Annotated in this window: 14 protein-coding genes; 12 read left to right on the plus strand and 2 right to left on the minus strand. The window is 64.6% G+C overall.

All coding sequences use genetic code 11. The features are described 5' to 3' along the window. The first annotated feature begins 58 nt into the window (after positions 1–58). From recF to CA606_RS00860, 7 genes are all read left to right on the plus strand, one after another. Positions 59–1,222: a DNA replication/repair protein RecF gene (recF, locus tag CA606_RS00830; RefSeq protein ID WP_096052832.1), complete on the plus strand. Its 1,164-nt coding sequence runs from the start codon at positions 59–61 to the stop codon at positions 1,220–1,222. Further along, positions 1,219–3,684: a DNA topoisomerase (ATP-hydrolyzing) subunit B gene (gene gyrB / locus CA606_RS00835; RefSeq protein ID WP_181242721.1), complete on the plus strand. Its 2,466-nt coding sequence runs from the start codon at positions 1,219–1,221 to the stop codon at positions 3,682–3,684. The genes recF and gyrB overlap by 4 nt, the downstream gene beginning before the upstream one ends. Before the next feature lie 209 nt (positions 3,685–3,893). Continuing rightward, positions 3,894–4,964 carry a methyl-accepting chemotaxis protein gene (locus CA606_RS00840; protein ID WP_096052831.1) on the plus strand — a complete coding sequence of 357 codons (1,071 nt, stop codon included), beginning with the start codon at positions 3,894–3,896 and terminating at the stop codon, positions 4,962–4,964. Positions 4,965–5,391: 427 nt separating this feature from the next. Continuing rightward, positions 5,392–6,012, plus strand: a complete 621-nt coding sequence (locus CA606_RS00845; RefSeq protein ID WP_096053922.1) for a hypothetical protein — start codon at positions 5,392–5,394, stop codon at positions 6,010–6,012. Positions 6,013–6,083: 71 nt separating this feature from the next. Further along, the gene (locus tag CA606_RS00850) at positions 6,084–7,352 is read left to right on the plus strand and encodes an outer membrane beta-barrel protein (RefSeq protein WP_181242722.1); all 1,269 of its coding nucleotides are present in this window, start codon (positions 6,084–6,086) and stop codon (positions 7,350–7,352) included. 46 nt (positions 7,353–7,398) lie between these two features. Next, positions 7,399–9,618 (plus strand): GumC family protein, encoded by a 2,220-nt coding sequence (locus CA606_RS00855; protein WP_096052829.1) that lies wholly within the window; start codon positions 7,399–7,401, stop codon positions 9,616–9,618. Next, complete coding sequence (locus tag CA606_RS00860) at positions 9,608–11,536, plus strand: O-antigen ligase family protein (RefSeq protein ID WP_096052828.1); 1,929 nt, start codon at positions 9,608–9,610, stop codon at positions 11,534–11,536. Before CA606_RS00855 ends, CA606_RS00860 begins: the two co-directional genes overlap by 11 nt. Here the strand turns inward: CA606_RS00860 and CA606_RS00865 are convergent. Continuing rightward, positions 11,530–12,183 (minus strand): sugar transferase, encoded by a 654-nt coding sequence (locus tag CA606_RS00865; RefSeq protein WP_096053921.1) that lies wholly within the window; start codon positions 12,181–12,183, stop codon positions 11,530–11,532. The genes CA606_RS00860 and CA606_RS00865 overlap by 7 nt on opposite strands. A 198-nt stretch (positions 12,184–12,381) precedes the next feature. Between CA606_RS00865 and CA606_RS00870 the strand changes: the two genes are divergently transcribed. Further along, positions 12,382–12,531, plus strand: a complete 150-nt coding sequence (locus CA606_RS00870; protein ID WP_181242723.1) for a hypothetical protein — start codon at positions 12,382–12,384, stop codon at positions 12,529–12,531. A gap of 158 nt (positions 12,532–12,689) precedes the next feature. Here CA606_RS00870 and CA606_RS00875 read toward each other — a convergent pair whose 3' ends face one another. Further along, positions 12,690–13,508 (minus strand): transglutaminase-like cysteine peptidase, encoded by an 819-nt coding sequence (locus tag CA606_RS00875; RefSeq protein WP_096052827.1) that lies wholly within the window; start codon positions 13,506–13,508, stop codon positions 12,690–12,692. A 264-nt stretch (positions 13,509–13,772) separates the two neighbouring features. On the opposite strand from CA606_RS00875, the gene CA606_RS00880 reads away from it, so the two are divergent. From CA606_RS00880 to CA606_RS00895, 4 genes are all read left to right on the plus strand, one after another. Then, positions 13,773–14,561: a metallophosphoesterase family protein gene (locus CA606_RS00880; protein ID WP_096052826.1), complete on the plus strand. Its 789-nt coding sequence runs from the start codon at positions 13,773–13,775 to the stop codon at positions 14,559–14,561. Between the two features lie 84 nt (positions 14,562–14,645). Beyond that, on the plus strand, positions 14,646–15,242 hold the full coding sequence (locus CA606_RS00885; RefSeq protein WP_096052825.1) for a polysaccharide biosynthesis/export family protein: 597 nt from the start codon (positions 14,646–14,648) through the stop codon (positions 15,240–15,242). 274 nt (positions 15,243–15,516) lie between these two features. Next, entirely contained in the window at positions 15,517–15,684 is a 168-nt protein-coding gene (locus tag CA606_RS00890; protein WP_181242724.1) for a hypothetical protein, read from the plus strand. A 225-nt stretch (positions 15,685–15,909) separates the two neighbouring features. Continuing rightward, entirely contained in the window at positions 15,910–17,466 is a 1,557-nt protein-coding gene (locus CA606_RS00895; RefSeq protein WP_096052824.1) for a hypothetical protein, read from the plus strand. The last annotated feature ends 10 nt before the right edge of the window (positions 17,467–17,476 follow it).

Genomic DNA, 17,476 nt, shown 5'->3' on the forward strand with positions numbered 1-17,476 from the left:
GGAGCGGGCGTCTCGGCCCGCCTAGCCCCGGGGGCCGACACCCCTTAAGAACGCCCGCATGGCGTCGGCCGCACTGCTTTCCCTGACCCTGACGGACTTCCGGTCCTACGAGCGCGCGCGCCTGGAGACGGGGGGGCGGAGCGTCTATCTGTTCGGCGCGAACGGGGCTGGAAAGACCAACCTTCTCGAAGCCATCAGTCTGCTGAGCCCCGGCAAGGGGCTACGCGGCGTCAGTCTCGCGGAGGTGGGGCGACGGCTGCCGGGAGAGGCTGTCGGACGCGCCTGGGCCGTCGCCGCCGAGGTCCAGTCGAGCGATGATCCGCCGGTGCGGATCGGCACGGGCGTGGAGCAGGGCGGCGCGTCGCGCCGAACCGTGCGGCTGGACGGCGAGACCGTGCCGCCCGGGCGACTGGCCGACCATGTTCGCCCCATCTGGCTCACGCCCGCCCAGGACCGATTGTTCCTGGAAGCGGCCTCCGAGCGGCGCCGGTTCTTCGATCGACTGGTCTTTGCGGGGGAACCCGCGCATGCCGCCAACGCCAACGCCTATGACAAGGCGCAACGCGAACGGATGCGGCTCCTGATCGACGCCGCCGAGACCGGCGCGCCGGCCGATGCGGCCTGGCTGACGGCGCTGGAGGCCCGCCTGGCCGAGTTCGGCGCGCTCTTGGTCCAGGCGCGGGCGCGCACCCTTCTGGCGCTCCAGGGCGAGATCGACGGGCGGGGAGACCGGCCGTTCCCTCTGGCCAGGCTGTCGCTGACCGGAGAGTGGGAACGGATGGCGCTGGAGGGCGCGCCTTTCGCCGAGATCGAGCTGAAGCTGGCCCAGGCTCTGGCGTCCGCGCGGGCCCGTGACGGCGCGGCGGGACGAGCCCTGACCGGTCCCCATCGCGGCGATCTGGCCATCTTCCACGTCGAGAAGGACCGTCCGGCGGCGGAATGCTCGACCGGAGAGCAAAAAGCGCTGATTTTGAACCTGGTTTTGGCCCAGGCGGCGCGACTTTCGCGTGCGGAAACCGCGCCGAATCCTGTAATATTACTCGACGAAGTCGCTGCGCATCTCGACCTGACCAGGCGAGCCGCTTTGGCCGACGAACTCACGGCGCTCAAGCTCCAGGCCTTCCTGACCGGCACGGACGAGTCGCTGTTCGACCATCTCAAGGGTCGGGCGTTAGGTGTTCGCGTGGGCGACGCCGGCCTGGCTACTCTGGAAGACGAATGACCGAGAACACCGAAGACCAAGTTCCCGAACTGTCGACCCCGGAAATGACCACCGAGGAAGCCGCCGCCCAGTACGGCGCGGATTCGATCAAGGTGCTGAAGGGCCTAGACGCCGTTCGCAAGCGCCCCGGCATGTACATCGGCGACACCGACGACGGTTCGGGCCTGCACCACATGGTCTACGAGGTGGTCGATAACGCCATCGACGAGGCCCTGGCCGGCCACGCCACCAAGGTCCAGGTGATCCTGAACGCCGACGGCTCGGTGACGGTCACCGACGACGGGCGCGGCATCCCCGTCGACATGCACGAAGGCGAGGGCGTCTCGGCGGCCGAGGTCATCATGACCCAGCTGCACGCCGGCGGTAAGTTCGACCAGAACAGCTACAAGGTCTCGGGCGGCCTGCACGGCGTGGGCGTCTCGGTGGTGAACGCCCTCTCCGACTGGTTGGAACTGCTGATCCACCGCAACGGCAAGGTCCACCAGATGCGCTTCGAGCGCGGTGACGCGGTCACCTCGCTGAAGGTCACCGGCGACTCGCCGGTCCGTACGGAAGGGCCGAAGGCGGGCGAGACGCTGACCGGCACGGAAGTGACGTTCTTCCCCTCCAAGGAAACCTTCGCGTTCATCGAATTCGACCGGAAGACCCTGGAGCATCGCCTGCGCGAGCTGGCGTTCCTGAACTCCGGTGTGACGATCTGGTTCAAGGACCATCGCGACGCCGAGCCCTGGGAAGAGAAGCTGCACTATGACGGCGGCATCGAGGCCTTTGTTCGCCACCTGGACAAGGTCAAGACCCCGCTCTTGAAGGCGCCGATCTCGGTGCGCGGCGTCAAGGACAAGGTCGAGGTCGATCTGGCCCTGTGGTGGAACGACAGCTACCACGAGCAGATGCTGTGCTTCACCAACAACATCCCGCAGCGGGATGGTGGCACGCACCTTTCGGCCTTCCGCGCTGCGCTGACCCGCATCATCACCGGCTACGCCGAGAGCTCCGGCATCCTGAAGAAGGAAAAGGTCAGCCTGGGCGGCGAAGACGCCCGCGAAGGCCTGACCTGCGTGCTGTCGGTCAAGGTTCCTGATCCCAAGTTCAGCTCCCAGACCAAGGACAAGCTGGTCTCGTCCGAAGTGCGTCCCGCCGTCGAAGGCCTGGTGCAGGAAGGGCTCGCGACCTGGTTCGAGGAGCATCCGAATGAGGCGCGGGCGATTGTCAGCAAGATCGCCGAGGCCGCCGCCGCCCGCGAAGCCGCCCGTAAGGCGCGCGAACTGACCCGCCGCAAAAGCGCGCTCGACATCACCTCGCTGCCCGGCAAGCTGGCCGACTGCTCCGAGCGCGATCCGGCCAAGTCCGAGATCTTCATCGTCGAGGGTGACTCGGCCGGCGGCTCGGCCAAGCAGGCGCGTAACCGCGACAACCAGGCGGTTCTGCCTCTGCGGGGCAAGATCCTGAACGTCGAGCGGGCCCGCTTCGACAAGATGCTGTCGTCCGACCAGATCGGCACGCTGATCACCGCCCTGGGCGCGGGTATCGGTCGTGACGACTTCAACCCCGACAAGGTGCGCTACCACAAGATCGTGCTGATGACCGACGCCGACGTCGACGGCGCGCACATCCGCACCCTGCTTCTGACCTTCTTCTATCGGCAGATGCCGGAGCTGATCGAGCGCGGCTACATCTACATCGCCCAGCCACCGCTCTACAAAGCCAGCAAGGGCAAGTCCTCGCGCTACCTCAAGGACGACACCGAGATGGATGCGTTCCTGGTCGATGAGGGCGTCGATGGCGCCGAGCTCGACCTGGCCTCCGGCGAGCGCATGACGGGGCAGGACCTTTTGGCGCTGGTTCAGACGTGCCGCTCGGCCAAGGGCAACATCGATCGCTTGGCCTCGCGAGCCCCGGCGACCGCTGTGGAGCAAGCCGCTCTCGCGGGTCTGCTGGGCGATGCGCCGGACGCGGTCGCCGCGGCCGCCCGTCTGGACCTCTACGCCGAAGAAGGCGATGGCCCCTGGTCGGGCGAGCGCGGGGACACGGGCTTCGTGTTCAGCCGCGTCCGCCGGGGTGTTTCGGAGCGGGTCGTGCTGGACGACGTGCTGCTGCACGCCGCCGACGCCCGCCGCCTGGCCGAACGCGCTGTCAAACTGGCCGAGATCTTCTCGGGCCGCGCCGTGTTCCGCCGCAAGGACAAGTCGACCACCGTGCGCGGCCCGCTTGACCTGGTGAACGCGGTGCTGGACGCCGGCCGCAAGGGCCTGACGATCCAGCGCTACAAGGGCCTGGGCGAGATGAACCCGGATCAGCTGTGGGAGACCACGCTCGACGCCGAAGCGCGCACCCTGCTGCAGGTGCGCGTCAATCACGCCGACGACGCTGACGACATGTTCAGCCGCCTGATGGGCGACCTCGTCGAACCGCGCCGCGAGTTCATTCAGGAAAACGCGCTCGACGCCGAGGTCGATGTCTAAGGCTTAGCTTGGCGGCTAACTATGGCCGCAAGTGTTTGTTCCCTAAGCGCCGGGCGCCCAATCGAAGGGCGGCCCGGCGTTTTCTTTTGTGGAAACACCCGCCTCATCTTGATGGCCTCGTCCGACCGCATCGCTCTGTCATGACGGGGGCGTCATCGTGCCGAAGTTGGGCCGATTCGGCCGAAAGTTTGCTTTGGGGCGCGTAGTGTATGGAACAGGACGCCAGTCTTCGTCCGGAACGGATCCTGGATCTTTCGGAGCGGCTGTCCAGTGTGGCGGGGGCCAAGATCGGCGAGATCGCCAGGGTCAACCGGGCGGCCAAGATGCTGGCGATCAATGCGCTGATCGTCGCCGCGCGGGCTGGCGAGGCGGGCAAGGGCTTTGCCATCGTCGCCGAGGAGTTCAAGAAGATCTCCACCGAGATCGACTCGGTGGCCGCCGCTCTGGAAAGCCAAGTGCGGGCCGATCTCGACGAACTCTCGGCGATCGGTGGCGCGATTCTGGGCCACATGCGCGGCCAACGCCTGGCGGATCTCGCGCTGAACGCCATCGAGATCGTCGACCGCAACCTCTATGAGCGCACCTGCGACGTGCGCTGGTGGGCCACGGACTCTGCTGTGGTGGCCTGTCTGGCCCAGGGCGATGAGCCCGGCGTCCGGCGTCACGCCAGCGATCGCCTGGGCGTGATCCTCGACGCCTACACCGTCTATCTCGACCTGTGGGTCTGTGACGCCCAGGGGCGGGTGATCGCCAATGGCCGGCCCGGGCGGTATCCGAACGTCGTCGGCCGCTCGGTCGCCGACGCCCGCTGGTTCAAGGAAGGGCTGCGCACGCCGACCGGCGACGACTTCGTGGCGTGCGATATCGAACGCTGTGCGGCTTTGGGCGACGCCCCCGTCGCCACCTACGCCACGGCGATCCGCGCGGGCGGGGAATCCAACGGGCGGCCCTTGGGGGTTCTGGGCGTGCATTTCGATTGGCGTCCCCAGGCCCAAGCCGTGGTCGACGGCGTTCGCCTTACGCCTGAGGAGCGCGAGCGTTCCCGCGTCATGCTGCTCGACGAGCGGGGCCGGGTGCTCGCGGCGTCGGACGGCCAGGGCGTGCTGACGGAGACCTTCCCGCTGGATACCGCCGCAGGCCCGATGGGCAGCTATGCGGACGGCGAGGTTACGGTCGGCTATGCGCGTACGCCCGGCTACGAGACCTATCAGGGGCTGGGCTGGTATGGGTGCCTCGTGCAGGCGCGCACGATCGAGGCGCGCAGGGTGGCCGCCGCCTAGCGGCCGAGGTCCCACTTCTATGGCGGGGCGGCAGTCTGAGCTTCCGCGCCCGGCCGCACGCAAGTTAATACGGCGAAGCGCGCCTTCAGGACTGTGCTTGCGGAATTTTTGAACTATTTTTTCGCCCTGAAAGCGAATTCATTCAGAACTCCGGCGCCGCCGCGTGATTCAGCCTGACATTTGTTGTCTTGCCAGCGCCGCCATGTTTGTATAGCGCATCCTCAGTTTGCCGTTTCAGCCGCTGGACACAACCAGCGCGACACGCCGGGTCGGGAATTCGACTGGCCGAAGATCCAAAGTTCTTTTTCCGGGTGGGGAATTGAACCGCGAGTGTGTTCTTTGGGAAACGCCATCGTTGTGATTTCGCGGTGCTGGCGTATCCCGAGTAGAGCATTTGTTAAATTTGTCCTAAGTGGACGCCGTTCAATTGGAGGGAGCAGTCATGGCTTCTAACCGTTTCCGCGCCGTGGCGATCAGCCTGGCTGTTGCAATCGCGCCCTTGAGCGCTGGTCAGGTTCTGGCTCAGGACGCCCAGGCGCCGGCGGCCCCTGCGGCGGATCCGTCACCGCAAGCGCTGCAGACGGCGATCGCCGGCGCCGCCGCGGCCGCAGCGGCTCAGCCCGGTTTCGCCGCGCTGTCGCCGGCGGCCAAGCTCGCCGCCATTCAAGCGGCTGTCTCGGCCGCCCTCGCGGCGTCCGGCGCTTCGCCGGCCGCGATCGGCGCTGCGCTGGTGGCAGCTGTTTCGAGCGGCGTAGTGAACGCCGGTGTGGCCGTCCAGGTCGCAGCGGCAGTCGCGCCGCAGATGGCCGCGACCGTCGCTCAGGCGCCGGCCGTCCAAGCGGCGTTGACGCAAAATAACCAGTCCGCGACCGTCACCACGACCGCCGCAGCGACGGCGGGCGGCGCGCCGAGCGTGCTGGTCAGCCTCCAGTCCGCATCCCAGCCGAGTTCCGGCGACGGCGCAGGCGCAGGCGCAGGTGGTGCTCCCGCGCCCACGCCGGCGCCGTTTGACCCGTGCGCGGGCGTCATCGCCGCCTACTGCGGCTAATCGACTTGTCTCAAGGCCGACCAGCGCGTCACGACGCGCGCTGGCGGCCTTCAATATGGTGGGGATATACCATGCGAATTCTAACGTGTTCGGCCATCGCGGCTTGCATCGCGTTGAGCGCGCCGCAGCTTGCGCAAGCGCAAGACACCGGCAGCAGCTTCAAGCGCGACAAGAACACCAGCGTCCGCCAAAGGCCGCGTCCGGACTTTGAAGCGACGGGCCAGAAGGCCGGCGGCTTCACGGTCTATCCGCGCGTCACGGTCGACCTTGAGCACAACGACAACATCTATGCCGTCGCGACCGGCAAGACCAAGGACGAGATCTGGCGCGTCAAGCCGGAACTGGCCGTGCGGTCTGACTGGTCACGTCACGCCCTCGGCTTCTTCGCCGGCGGCAACGTCATTCGCTACGCCGACCAAGGCGTTGAAGATGCCGAAGAGTACACGCTCTCGGCCAACGGCCGGATCGACATCGAGCGCGGCACGAATGTGACGGGTTCGGTCGAAACCAAGCGCCTGGTTGAACCGCGTAGCGCCCCGACTGCACCGTCGGCCGCCGCCAAGCCTACTGAGTACGCCGTGAACACCGGCAATATCACTCTTGTTAAAGAGTTTAACCGTCTGCGCCTAACGGGTCGTATCGAAAACAAGGACTTCAACTACAAGGACGTCCCGAATAACCGCGGCACCGGCGTGGTCGACCAAGATTTTCGTGATCGCAATGAGCTGACTTACGGCGGTAAGGCCGAATATGCTGTCAGCCCCGACACGGCCGTCTATGTTACCGCTACGGGCAACAAGCGCGACTACGACACCAACGTTCCGACGCAGGATCGTACGTCGGACGGTTATGTCATCGGCATCGGCGCCAACTTCGAGCTTTCCGATTTGATGCGCGGTGACATCCAAGCCGGCTACATGAAGCAGTCTTACGACGTGGCGGCCTTCAAGGACATCCACGCCTTCAGCACCAATGCCAATGTCGAGTGGTTTATCTCGGAACTGACGACGGTCGGCGTCAACGCATCTCGGTCGAACCAAGAATCGATGGCGGCTGGGTCGGGCGGCTATGTCGCGAACTCGCTCGGCGCTTCGATCGATCACGAGCTCCTGCGCAACGTCATGCTGTCGGCCAAGTACAATCGCGGCAAGGACGTCTACAAGGGCGTCGATCGCGACGACAAGCGTGACAGCTTCTCGGCGACGGCGACCTATCTCGTGAACCGCCGCGTGGGCCTGTTCCTGACCTACGACTACCTCAAGCAGACGTCCTCGGGCGCCGCCAAGGGCTCGTCCTTCAAGGACAACAAGCTCGTGGCTTCGGTCGCCCTGCAGTTCTGATAAACGTCCACGAAACGGCAAGGTTTGTCGCTTACTGAGAGTAGTTATGGACGGCTCCAGGTTTGAAACTTCGAACGCTCCGGTGAATGACACCGGAGCGTTGTATTTTGATCTGAACATCGTGATCGCGACGTTCAGGCGTCGCTTCCGGCTGTTCGCGGCCATAGCAGTCGTGGTGTTCGCGGCGGTGGTGTTGTTCACCCTGCAGCAGACGCCGAAGTACACGGCTAGCGCCCAGGTGATGCTGGATGTCCGTAAGGAGCAGGTCACGGATATGAGCGCTGTGCTCTCCGGGTTGCCCGCGGACTCGTCCGTCGTCGACACTGAGGTGGAGGTTCTAAAGTCGCGCTCGCTGGCCGCACGCGTGGTCAAAGAGCTTAAGCTCGAGCAGGACCCATACTTCAATCCGTATCTGGCCAACGCCAGGGGCGCTGGCGCTTGGTTCTCTTCAGTGCGCAAGGCTGCCGCGCCGCTTGAAAAGGTTGATCAAACCGAGCTTCAGCGTCGTAGCGAACGGATCGTCGATGGCGTTCTAGCGGGACTGAAGGTCCGCCGCGCCGGCATGACCTATCTCATCTCGATCGAGTACACGCACGAGGACCCCAAGCGAGCCTCAGAGCTGGCGAACGCCTTCGCCAATCTTTATCTCACGGAACAGCTCGAAGCCAAGTTCGACGCGACTCAGAAGGCCAATGAATGGCTGGACACCCGGGTCGCCGAACTGCGTGACCAGGTGCAGGCCGCCGACGCCGCCGTGCAGCAATACAAGATCGCCAACAATCTGCTCAGCGCCGAGGGTGCGACCCTGACCGAGCAGGAAATCTCCAGCCTGAACCAGCAGTTGGCGCTCAGCCGCGCCTCGCAGGCTGAAACCGACGCCCGCCTCAACATCGCCCGCCAGCAACTGGCCCGGGGCAGCACGGGTGAGGATGTCGGCGAGTCCCTGAACTCACCGGTCGTTCAACAGCTGCGTAAACAACGGTCCGAGAAGAGCGCGCAGGTCGCCGATCTCGGCGGACGTTATGGCGATCGTCACCCGGATCTGCTGAAGGCGCGGCGTGAGCTCGCCGACATCGACGGCCAGATTCAGGCTGAAATCCGTCGTATCATCTCCAACCTTGAAGCCCAGGCCCAGGTCGCGCGGCAACGCACCGGGTCGGTCGCCTCGAGCGTCGCGGCCTCCAGGGGAACGCTCGCCGGAAACAATCGCGCCAATATCGGTCTCGCCGAGCTGGAGCGTAAGGCGCAGTCGGTCAAGACGCTGTACGAAACGCTACTGGCGCGCTTCAAGCAGACCACGACCCAGGAAGGTATTGAGCAGGCTGACGCCCGTGTGGTTTCGCCCGCGAAAATCCCGACCAGCCCAAGCTATCCCAAGCCGGCGTTGAATCTGGCTCTGGGCCTGGTCTTGGCGCTCGGTGCGGGTTTGGCCGCCGTGGTCCTGGCCGAAATCTTGATGGCGGGCCTGTTCACTGAGGACGAGGTCGAGCGTCGACTGGGCCTGCCCTATCTCGGCGCCGTCCCGAGCCTTGGCACCACGGTTGATGACGCCAAGACGCTGAAGGGCATGACGCCGCCAGATTATCTGCTGGCCAAGCCGCTCTCCAGTTTCGCCGAGAGCCTGCGCAAGCTGCGGGCGTCTATCCTGTTCTCCAAGGTCGGCGAAACCGTGCAGGTAATCGCCGTCACCTCGTCCTTGCCAGGCGAAGGCAAGACCACGACGACCTTCTCGCTGGCGCGAACCCTCGCGACCTCCGGCGCCAAGGTCATCGTTGTGGACTGCGACCTGCGTCAAAGCGCGATCAGCCAGTTCCTCAAGGAGCCCGCACAGGTGGGTCTGCTCGAGGTTCTGAACGGCGTGGCGACGCTTGATCAGGCCCTCATCAATGACGAAAGCGGCGCCCATATCCTGCCGCTGGCCAAGTCGGCCTATACGCCGCGGGACGTCCTCGGCTCTTCGGCTATGCTCCGCCTTCTTGGAGAACTCCGCGGACGCTACGAGATCGTTCTGCTCGACACCGCCCCGCTTCTCGCCATCGCCGACACGCGCATCCTGGCGCCGCACACCGACGCCGTGGTGATGCTGGTGCGTTGGAAGAAGACCCCGGTCAAGGCCGTTCAGTCGGCTCTGGCCCTGCTTCAGGGGACGCGCGCGTTCATCGCGGGCGTGGCGCTGACCCAGATGGATCTGAAGGCTCAATCGCGTTACGGCTACGGCGACTCCTACTACTACTACGCGAACTATCGAAAGTACTATGCGGACTAAGACGCGGTTGGGCGCCGGCTCGTCCTCGCCAAGATCGCCTGGCGCAAGGCGGCTCAAGCTTTCGGAGGGCGTCGCGATCGGTGCCCTCCTGACCTTGATCCTTGCCGAGATAGTCGCGTTCGGCGCGAGCGAACTGGCGGTCTCTTCGCTCTTCGGCGTCCTCCACGCCCTCTTCCTTTTGACCCTTCTCGCCACGTGCGGCTGGGCTCGAAAGGCGGCCACTCTTCGCGTGAATCCGGCGCTGTGGTTGCCGTTCGCGTTGCTCCTGGTGATGACGGCTTGGGCGCTGACCCCGTTCGGACCGGGCGGCCCGCATCCCGTCTGGCTCTATGTCGAACCGAAGGGCGGCTCGATCACGGTCGACCGCTCTTCCCTGATTCTCAACATCATCAGGCTGGGCGGTTTGGCCTGCCTGTTTCTGGCGGCGCAGCTCATCGGCGTCTCCGAGACGCGCAGACGCGCCCTGTTCTGGTTCCTGCTCCTCGCGCTTGGAGCCTATGCCGCCCTGACCGTTCTCCAGCACGTCACCACGCGCGCGACCGGCCGCCTGACCGGCACCCTGCTCAGTCCCAACACCATCGCCACCTTGATGGGCGTCTGCACCGTGTTCGCGGCCATGTTCGTGACCCAGTTCATTCAGCGCGCCGACGGCAGGCTCTCGCTCGATAAATTGCCGCTGGACGCCAGTATCAGCCTTGTTCTCGTCGCGGTGTTCGCGGTGGCCCTTGCCTTCACGGCGTCCCGTGGCGGAATTTTCGCCACAGTGGTCGCTCTGGCGATCCTGTTGATCTGGCAGGTGATCGCCCAGGGAAAGAAAGCCCGGGTCGTGGTGATGATTGGCGGCGCTGCGGTGCTACTGCTGGCGATCGGCCTGGCGATGCGCAGCGCCGACGTCACCGCCGCTAGGCTCGAGAACCTGGATAGCGATGTCGCCACGCGCCAAGCCATCTTCACCGCGCACTGGTTGGCGTTCAAGGGGAGCCCGTGGTTCGGATACGGGCTCGGCTCGTTCCCGGTCGTGAATCAACTGGTTATGACGAGCGAAACCCTGGGCGTGCTGTACGATGTTCGCGCGACCCACAATCTCTATCTTCAGTGGCTGGAAGAGGCCGGCCTTGCCGGGGCCTTGAGCATGCTGGTGCTGCTCGGCGTCCTGCTTTGGCAAGTCGGCCTTGGCGCCGCCAAGCCCGGGACCAGCGGCGCCCTTTCTCGCGCAGCGATCGCCGCGACGGTTCTGGTGCTGCTGCACGGCATGTCCGACTTCGCCGTGCAGGCCCCCGCGCTTCAGGCGCTTTTCGCCGTGGGGCTTGGGGCGCTGGCTGTCTCGCCGCCCTCCAGCCGTCCTGGCCGCCTGCCTGTCTTCAAAGACGTGCCGACCTTCGCCGGTATCGTGCTGGTCGCTTCGCTGCTTTCGGCCGCGCCGTTGGTCGCCGCTCGGTTTGGCGGCGACCTCAGTGTGATGCCGACGGCGCCGGCCGAAGCCTTGGCGTCGCGCATAGAAGCCGGACTTGCGAGCGGAGCGACAGACAGGGTCTCTCTGGACCGTCTGGAAGCCCTAAGCCGCCGCGAAGTTGCGATGCGTCCCGGGGCCGGCTCGGCCTGGCTGCGCAAGGCGGCGGTCGACTTCAAGCGGGGCGATTTTGCGAGCGCCAACGAAGCCCTTGGGCGCTCATACGCTGTGGCGCCGCTGCACACGAGCGCATTCCTCGCCCGCACGCGGCTTGCTTACGAGCATTGGGGCTACCTGACGCCAGCCGTGCGCGCCCAGGTGATCTACCAGGTTCGGGTTGAGTACAAGCGTTCCGGCGGGGACAAGCGCCTCACCGCTTTGGCCAATAGCCTCCAGAATCCGTCAGGCCGGATCGGGCTCGCGCTGCTGATCGTCGCTGAACGCTTGACCAAGGCCGCTGCTCAATAGGCGTTATCGGTCGTCAGAAGGCTTGGGATCGTCAAAAGAACGATCTTCAGGTCCCGCAGGAGCGACCATGTCTGGATATAGTCGATATCCGCCTGGATCCGCTGGCGCATGACCTCGACGGTTTCCGTGCCGCCGCGAAGACCCTTGACCTGCGCCAGCCCTGTTAGTCCGGGCCGGGCCTGATAACGCGCGTAGTACTCAGGTATCCGGGCGCCATAGTAGTCGTCATGGGCCGTGGCGTGCGGCCGGGGCCCGACCAGCGACATGTCGCCCCGCAGGACATTGAAGAGTTGAGGCAGCTCGTCGACGCTGGTGGCTCGAAGGATCCGCCCGAGCCGGGTGACGCGGTCGTCGTCGCGCCGGGCTTGCGCAAGGTCGGGGCCGTCTTCCCGGCAGCGCATGGTTCGCAGCTTCAAGATCTGGAAGGGGGCGCCGCCCAGGCCGCCGCGGGTCTGGCGGAACAGGGCGGGACCGGGTGACTCGAGCCTGATGACGACGGCCGCCAGCAGCAGAAGGGGCGCGAACAGGACGATCAACAGCGACGCGGCCGCGACATCAAGGGCGCGCTTTCGCACGTCGAGCGCCACCCGAGGGAGCGGTCCCTGCAAGCCCGGCGCTAAGAGCTGCGAACAAGGCTCCCCGTCCACCAGATAACCCTCTATATTCCCCACCAAGTTGTGGACTGGTTTCCAGTTCCACCCCGACAAGCTATCGCAATCACCCCAGAGCGTCGCGGCCAAAATTCGGCAGGACTCTCAAAAGTGTTAACGCGCGATAGACCGTATTCTTTCACGCGTCTTTAGCGGCGCTGACTTTAGATCGGCAGCCAGCAGGAGTGCTGTCTGATGATCGACGCTGAAATGTCCTTCGCCCACGTGGCGTCCGCTGGCCCGCCCCGGAAGCGCTTCGCCCCGCTGGTGGGCCTTGGTCTGGCTGCGGGGTTGTCCTCGGGTCTTTGGGCCCTGCTGGTCTTCGGCGTGATGCGCCTTATCTGATCTCCCGGAAACCCTAGGGTCCACCGCGCTTCAAAACACCCGCTCCGTCAACGGAGCGGGTGTTTTGCTGTCCAGACCTTGGTTCAGACAACGACAAACCCCGAGCCGCTGGCTCGGGGTTGAAACTTGTTCGGCGGCGTTTCGGCGGTGCGCGCTGCTTAAGCGATGCTCGTCCAAAGGCCTGTGCCCGGCACCTGGCGCTGCACCCACTGATAGTTCAGGTCCGACCAGGGCGTGGCCCAAGGCGTAAGGTTGTCGAGCACCCAATCGCCGCTCTTGGTGGAAACCATCAACACCGCGTGGCCCTCGCCCCGCGCCGTGACCGCGACGGCGAGCGAGAGGGTCGACTCCGGAACGCCGGCGGCGATCAGCTGGCGGCGCTTCTCCAGGGCGAAATCTTCGCAATCGCCATAGAGCTTGCCATCGACCAGGCGAGGCAGCGCCCAATACTCTTCCTGACCGTACAGATCGCTATCGTTGGCCTTCTTCACCGCGCGATTGACCTGCTGGTTGATCCTGTTCAGCAGCTTCAACTGGTCGCGTTCCTGAGTGTCGAACCAGGTCAGCACGGTCTCGGCTTTCTCGATCGGCGTGAAGGCGCGGGCGTGACCCGCGGCCACGAAGTCCTCGATCGGGCCGAGCGTAACCGCCTCGATGGTCTCCACCGACACAAGCTTGACCTCGGTGGCCTCTACGTCCTCCCCGGCAGCGGAAGTCGTGAACACGCGCGCCGGCGACAGGCCCATGGACGAGGTCGGCGCCAGAGTCTGGCGGGTTTGCGAGCGGAGGAAAGCCAGTTGGGTGGCGGGGAGGCCGCAGGTCTCGACATCCCGGCGGCAAAGGTCGGCGAAGCCCACCGGCGCGACGACACCGTGACCGCGCGGCATGAACGGCATGTCGCCGGCCTTGGCTTGGACACCGGTCATCAACGCAGCGGCGCTGATGAGTCCGATAACAATGTTTCGCGCCTTGAACATGCTGACCTCGCTGTGTTCGTGAGGTCAGTATTCATGCGGGGTCCGAAAATGAGCTGAATTTAGATGGTATAATCTATGTGTTAGACTGTAATGAATTGAATATTTACCAAAACAAAACTCGAATTTACTTGGTAAATTGGCCGGAAAAGATTGTGATGAATTGTAGGTTAACGCGTCGGCTTTCGGTTGAACGCTGATGCGCCCTCGGGGTAAAATGCAGGCTTAGTCCTTCGGCGACCTCGGGTCGCTTGCGTGGCGAGTTCGATGTTCAAGGCCCTGTTCCGTCCCAAGCAGAAAGAGCGCCGCCCGGTCTCCACCGACGGGCGGGTGCTTTACGCCGTTGGCGACGTGCATGGACGATTAGACCTCTTGGACGGTCTGATCGCGCGGATGACCGAGGACTACAGCACCCTCGGGCGGCAGGATCCGCCGGTCCTGGTCATGCTTGGCGACTATGTGGACCGTGGCGCGCAGTCCGCTGGCGTGATCGATCGCCTCATCGCTCTGAGCGGCCAGGCGGCGGAGGGGCATTTCGAGCTTCGCGCCCTGATGGGCAATCACGAGGAAACCCTGCTGCATTTCCTCGATGATCCGCAGGCCGGCCCGTCGTGGGTGGAGTACGGCGGCGGCGAGACCATGGCGTCCTATGGCGTCCAGCGCCCCGTGGGCCGGGTGGAGCTGGAAGTCTGGGAGCAGACCCGCGTGGCCTTCCGGGCGGCCTTGCCGCCCCGGCATGAGCAATTTCTACGCCGGTTGGAGCTGATGGCCGTCTATGGCGACTATGTCTTCGTGCACGCCGGCGTGCGGCCGGGCCTGCCGCTCGAGCGGCAGGTCGCTGCGGATCTCCTGTGGATCCGCAACGACTTCCTCGACAACGCCCACGGATTGAGGGCCACCGTCGTTCACGGCCACACACCGGTCGAGGAGGTGTTCGTCGGCCGGCAACGCATCAATGTCGATACGGGCGCCTACGCCACGGGCGTGCTGACCGCTGTGAGACTTGATGGGGGTGAGCCCAAGATCATTCAATTTAGTAAGGCGCGTGCGGCTTAGAGTTCGTCTTGTTCATCGCGCGGTCACGTGCGATGTGGCATTGCAATTTCCAGGTCTGACAAGTCCTAGATGAGACGCTATTCCATGATCGGTTTTTCGAAACTCTCGCGCGTGTTCGCCATGTGGGCGGCCGTGGTTTTCATGATGGTATCGACGTCGAGCGGCATGGCTCATGCCCAGGTCGGCTCCGAACCCGCGCCCGTGACGGGCGCGGCGCAGGCGATAGACTATCTGCTGGGCCCGGGCGACAAGGTTCGGGTCACTGTGTATGGCGAGGAATCGCTGTCGGGCGAGTTCTTCGTAGCCGGCAGCGGGCTGATGTCCTTGCCCCTGATTGGCGAGATCAAGGTCGGCGGCATGACCGTCGGCCAGTTCCAGTCGGCGGTCCAGGACAAGCTGAAGGATGGCTATCTGAAGGACCCGCGCGTCAGCGCCGAAGTGCTGACCTTCCGCCCGTTTTACATCCTGGGCGAAGTCGAGAAGCCGGGCACCTACCCCTACACCTCTGGCCTGACGGTCCAGAACGCTGTGGCGACGGCGGGCGGCTTCACCTACCGGGCCGATAAGAAGAACGTTTTCATCAAACGCAATGGCGCAACGTCGGAAGTTAAGGGCGAACTGACGCCCTCGACCTTGGTGGCGCCTGGCGACACGATCCGGATCGGCGAGCGCTTCTTCTGATCCTGACGAGAAAACCCAATGTGCAAAGGTCCGGCGGAAACGTCGGGCCTTTTTGTTTGTCGGCCGTCGACAGCGTTGAGGCGTGATCGTCGGCCGAAGTGCTCTGTCACCGGGGCCCTGGTCCGGACGACCAGTCAGTCGGCGGCTCGCTATTCCATAGCGCCCGGCTAGCCCCGGGCGGACTTCCCGGCCTCCGCAGACGGGTCAAGCCTCGGGCAAGGGAAGTTCAAAAAGGGCGACGCCCCGTCTAGAGGAGCCGCGCGGGCCTCGCCCGATGATCGGTAAACAAGGGCAAGATGAAATTGTCTCTATACTGATTAATCTGGATCTGTCAGGCGTCAAAAGCCTGCTGCGCGCCCTTCTCAACTGGGATGCGCGCCATGATTGCATCCGCGATATCGGTCCAATTCGCGGCCTTCAAAAATCTGTCTTATTTCTGTGAAAAAAGACGAGGCTCGATTCAACGCGCACAGCATAGCTTAGGCGAATTATTGTCTTTTAGACTCTCGCCAGAGATGTTTTCAGAGTCTTTTGAATCGGACATCACAAAGCCAAGCGTATAGAGCGCTCCGGCTATTCCGCAAAAACTGTCACAATTGCCGACTAAACAGCCTCGGAGGCGTGACCGCCTGCGTTCGTCGCGGCTTGAGAAACCAGAGGGGCTCCTGTGAAGCTGTATAGAAACCTAATCCTCATGAGCTGCGCCGCCATGGCGCTGGCTGGCTGCGGCTCGGACGACATCGCGTCGCCGGGAACCGGCGGCAACGTCACCATCAACAACCCGACGACGCCGACCACGCCGACGACGCCGACCACCCCGACGACGCCGACCACGCCGACGGCCGTGACGCCGGCCTCGGGCTGCCCGACGATCGCCGACCCGCAAGGTCTGAAGGATGACGGCACGATCACGGGCCCGACGGGCACGTGGCGCGTGTGCACCCTGCCCTCGCGCATCAACCGCTCGATCACCCTGCCGAAGATTTCGGGCCTGCTGTACCAGATGGCTGGCCGTGTCGACGTCGGCACCGACGGCGGCTTCACGCGGACGGCCGCTGACTCGAACGTCACGCTGACGATCGAGCCGGGCGTCATCGTCTACGGCGGCACGGGCGTGTCCTGGATGGCCGTCAACCGCGGCAACAAGATCAACGCCGTCGGCACCGCCACGCGTCCGATCGTGTTCACCAGCCGTGACAACGTCCTGGGCCTGAACACCGAAACCTCGCAAGGCCAATGGGGCGGCATCGTGCTGCTGGGCCGCGCGCGGGTTACCGACTGCAGCACCGGTTCGACCGCTGCGGGCACCTGCGAGCGTCAGACCGAAGGCGCGGCCGATCCGGCCCTGTTCGGCGGCGCGGACGACGCCGACAACAGCGGCACCATGCGCTACGTCCAGATCCGCTACTCGGGTTACGTGCTGGGCGCCAACGTCGAACTGCAATCGCTGACGCCGTCGGGCGTGGGCAGCGGCACCGTGCTGAGCCACATCCAAAGCTACAACAGCTCGGATGACGGCGTTGAGTTCTTCGGCGGCAAGCCGAGCATGAAGTACTACGTTTCGGTCGGCGCTGACGATGACAGCTTCGACTCGGACGTCGGCATGACCGGCGACTTCCAGTACGGCCTGCTGATCCAGCGCGACGGCGCCGGCGACGCTCTGCTGGAAATCGACAGCAACGGTCGTGAAACCGAGACCCCGCGCCAAACGCTGCGCATCTCGAACTTCACGATGATCCAGCGTCAGGTCAGCAGCAACAACGAAGCCAACGATCTGGCCTCGATCCTGCTGCGTGGTAACTCGGACACGACGATTGCCAACAGCGTCATCCTGTCGCCGAACAACGAATGCCTGCGCATGAACGGTTCGGGCGCCGCGCCCGCTACGCTGATCGCGCGCTCGTTCGTCATGACCTGTAACGCCACCAAGTACCTCGGTAGCGGCTCGTATAACGCCACGACCGTCCAGTCGCTGTTCGGTCCGGGCGGCAACAACAACATCGACGCCTTCACGTCGACGCTGAGCGGCTTCATCAACGGTGCGAACGAACTGCAGGTCGCGGTGTTCAACGTGACGGGCCTGGGCGCGTTCTTCAGCCCGACCACCTACATCGGCGCTGTCCGTGACAGCAACGACACCTGGTGGGCTGGCTGGACCTGCAACAGCGCTGCGGCGAACTTCGGTTCGACCAGCACCGCCTGCACGTCGCTGCCGACCAACTAAGACGACGCGA

The organism is Caulobacter vibrioides, assembly GCF_002310375.3.
Lineage (GTDB): Bacteria > Pseudomonadota > Alphaproteobacteria > Caulobacterales > Caulobacteraceae > Caulobacter > Caulobacter vibrioides_D.

Coding starts and splice junctions, on each gene's coding strand:
- recF (WP_096052832.1), top strand. CDS start 59: ATGGCGTCGGCCGCACTGCTTTCCCTGACCCTGACGGACTTCCGGTCC.
- gyrB (WP_181242721.1), top strand. CDS start 1,219: ATGACCGAGAACACCGAAGACCAAGTTCCCGAACTGTCGACCCCGGAA.
- CA606_RS00840 (WP_096052831.1), top strand. CDS start 3,894: ATGGAACAGGACGCCAGTCTTCGTCCGGAACGGATCCTGGATCTTTCG.
- CA606_RS00850 (WP_181242722.1), top strand. CDS start 6,084: ATGCGAATTCTAACGTGTTCGGCCATCGCGGCTTGCATCGCGTTGAGC.
- CA606_RS00855 (WP_096052829.1), top strand. CDS start 7,399: ATGGACGGCTCCAGGTTTGAAACTTCGAACGCTCCGGTGAATGACACC.
- CA606_RS00860 (WP_096052828.1), top strand. CDS start 9,608: ATGCGGACTAAGACGCGGTTGGGCGCCGGCTCGTCCTCGCCAAGATCG.
- CA606_RS00870 (WP_181242723.1), top strand. CDS start 12,382: ATGATCGACGCTGAAATGTCCTTCGCCCACGTGGCGTCCGCTGGCCCG.
- CA606_RS00875 (WP_096052827.1), bottom strand. CDS start 13,508: ATGTTCAAGGCGCGAAACATTGTTATCGGACTCATCAGCGCCGCTGCG.
- CA606_RS00880 (WP_096052826.1), top strand. CDS start 13,773: ATGTTCAAGGCCCTGTTCCGTCCCAAGCAGAAAGAGCGCCGCCCGGTC.
- CA606_RS00885 (WP_096052825.1), top strand. CDS start 14,646: ATGATCGGTTTTTCGAAACTCTCGCGCGTGTTCGCCATGTGGGCGGCC.
- CA606_RS00890 (WP_181242724.1), top strand. CDS start 15,517: ATGATCGGTAAACAAGGGCAAGATGAAATTGTCTCTATACTGATTAAT.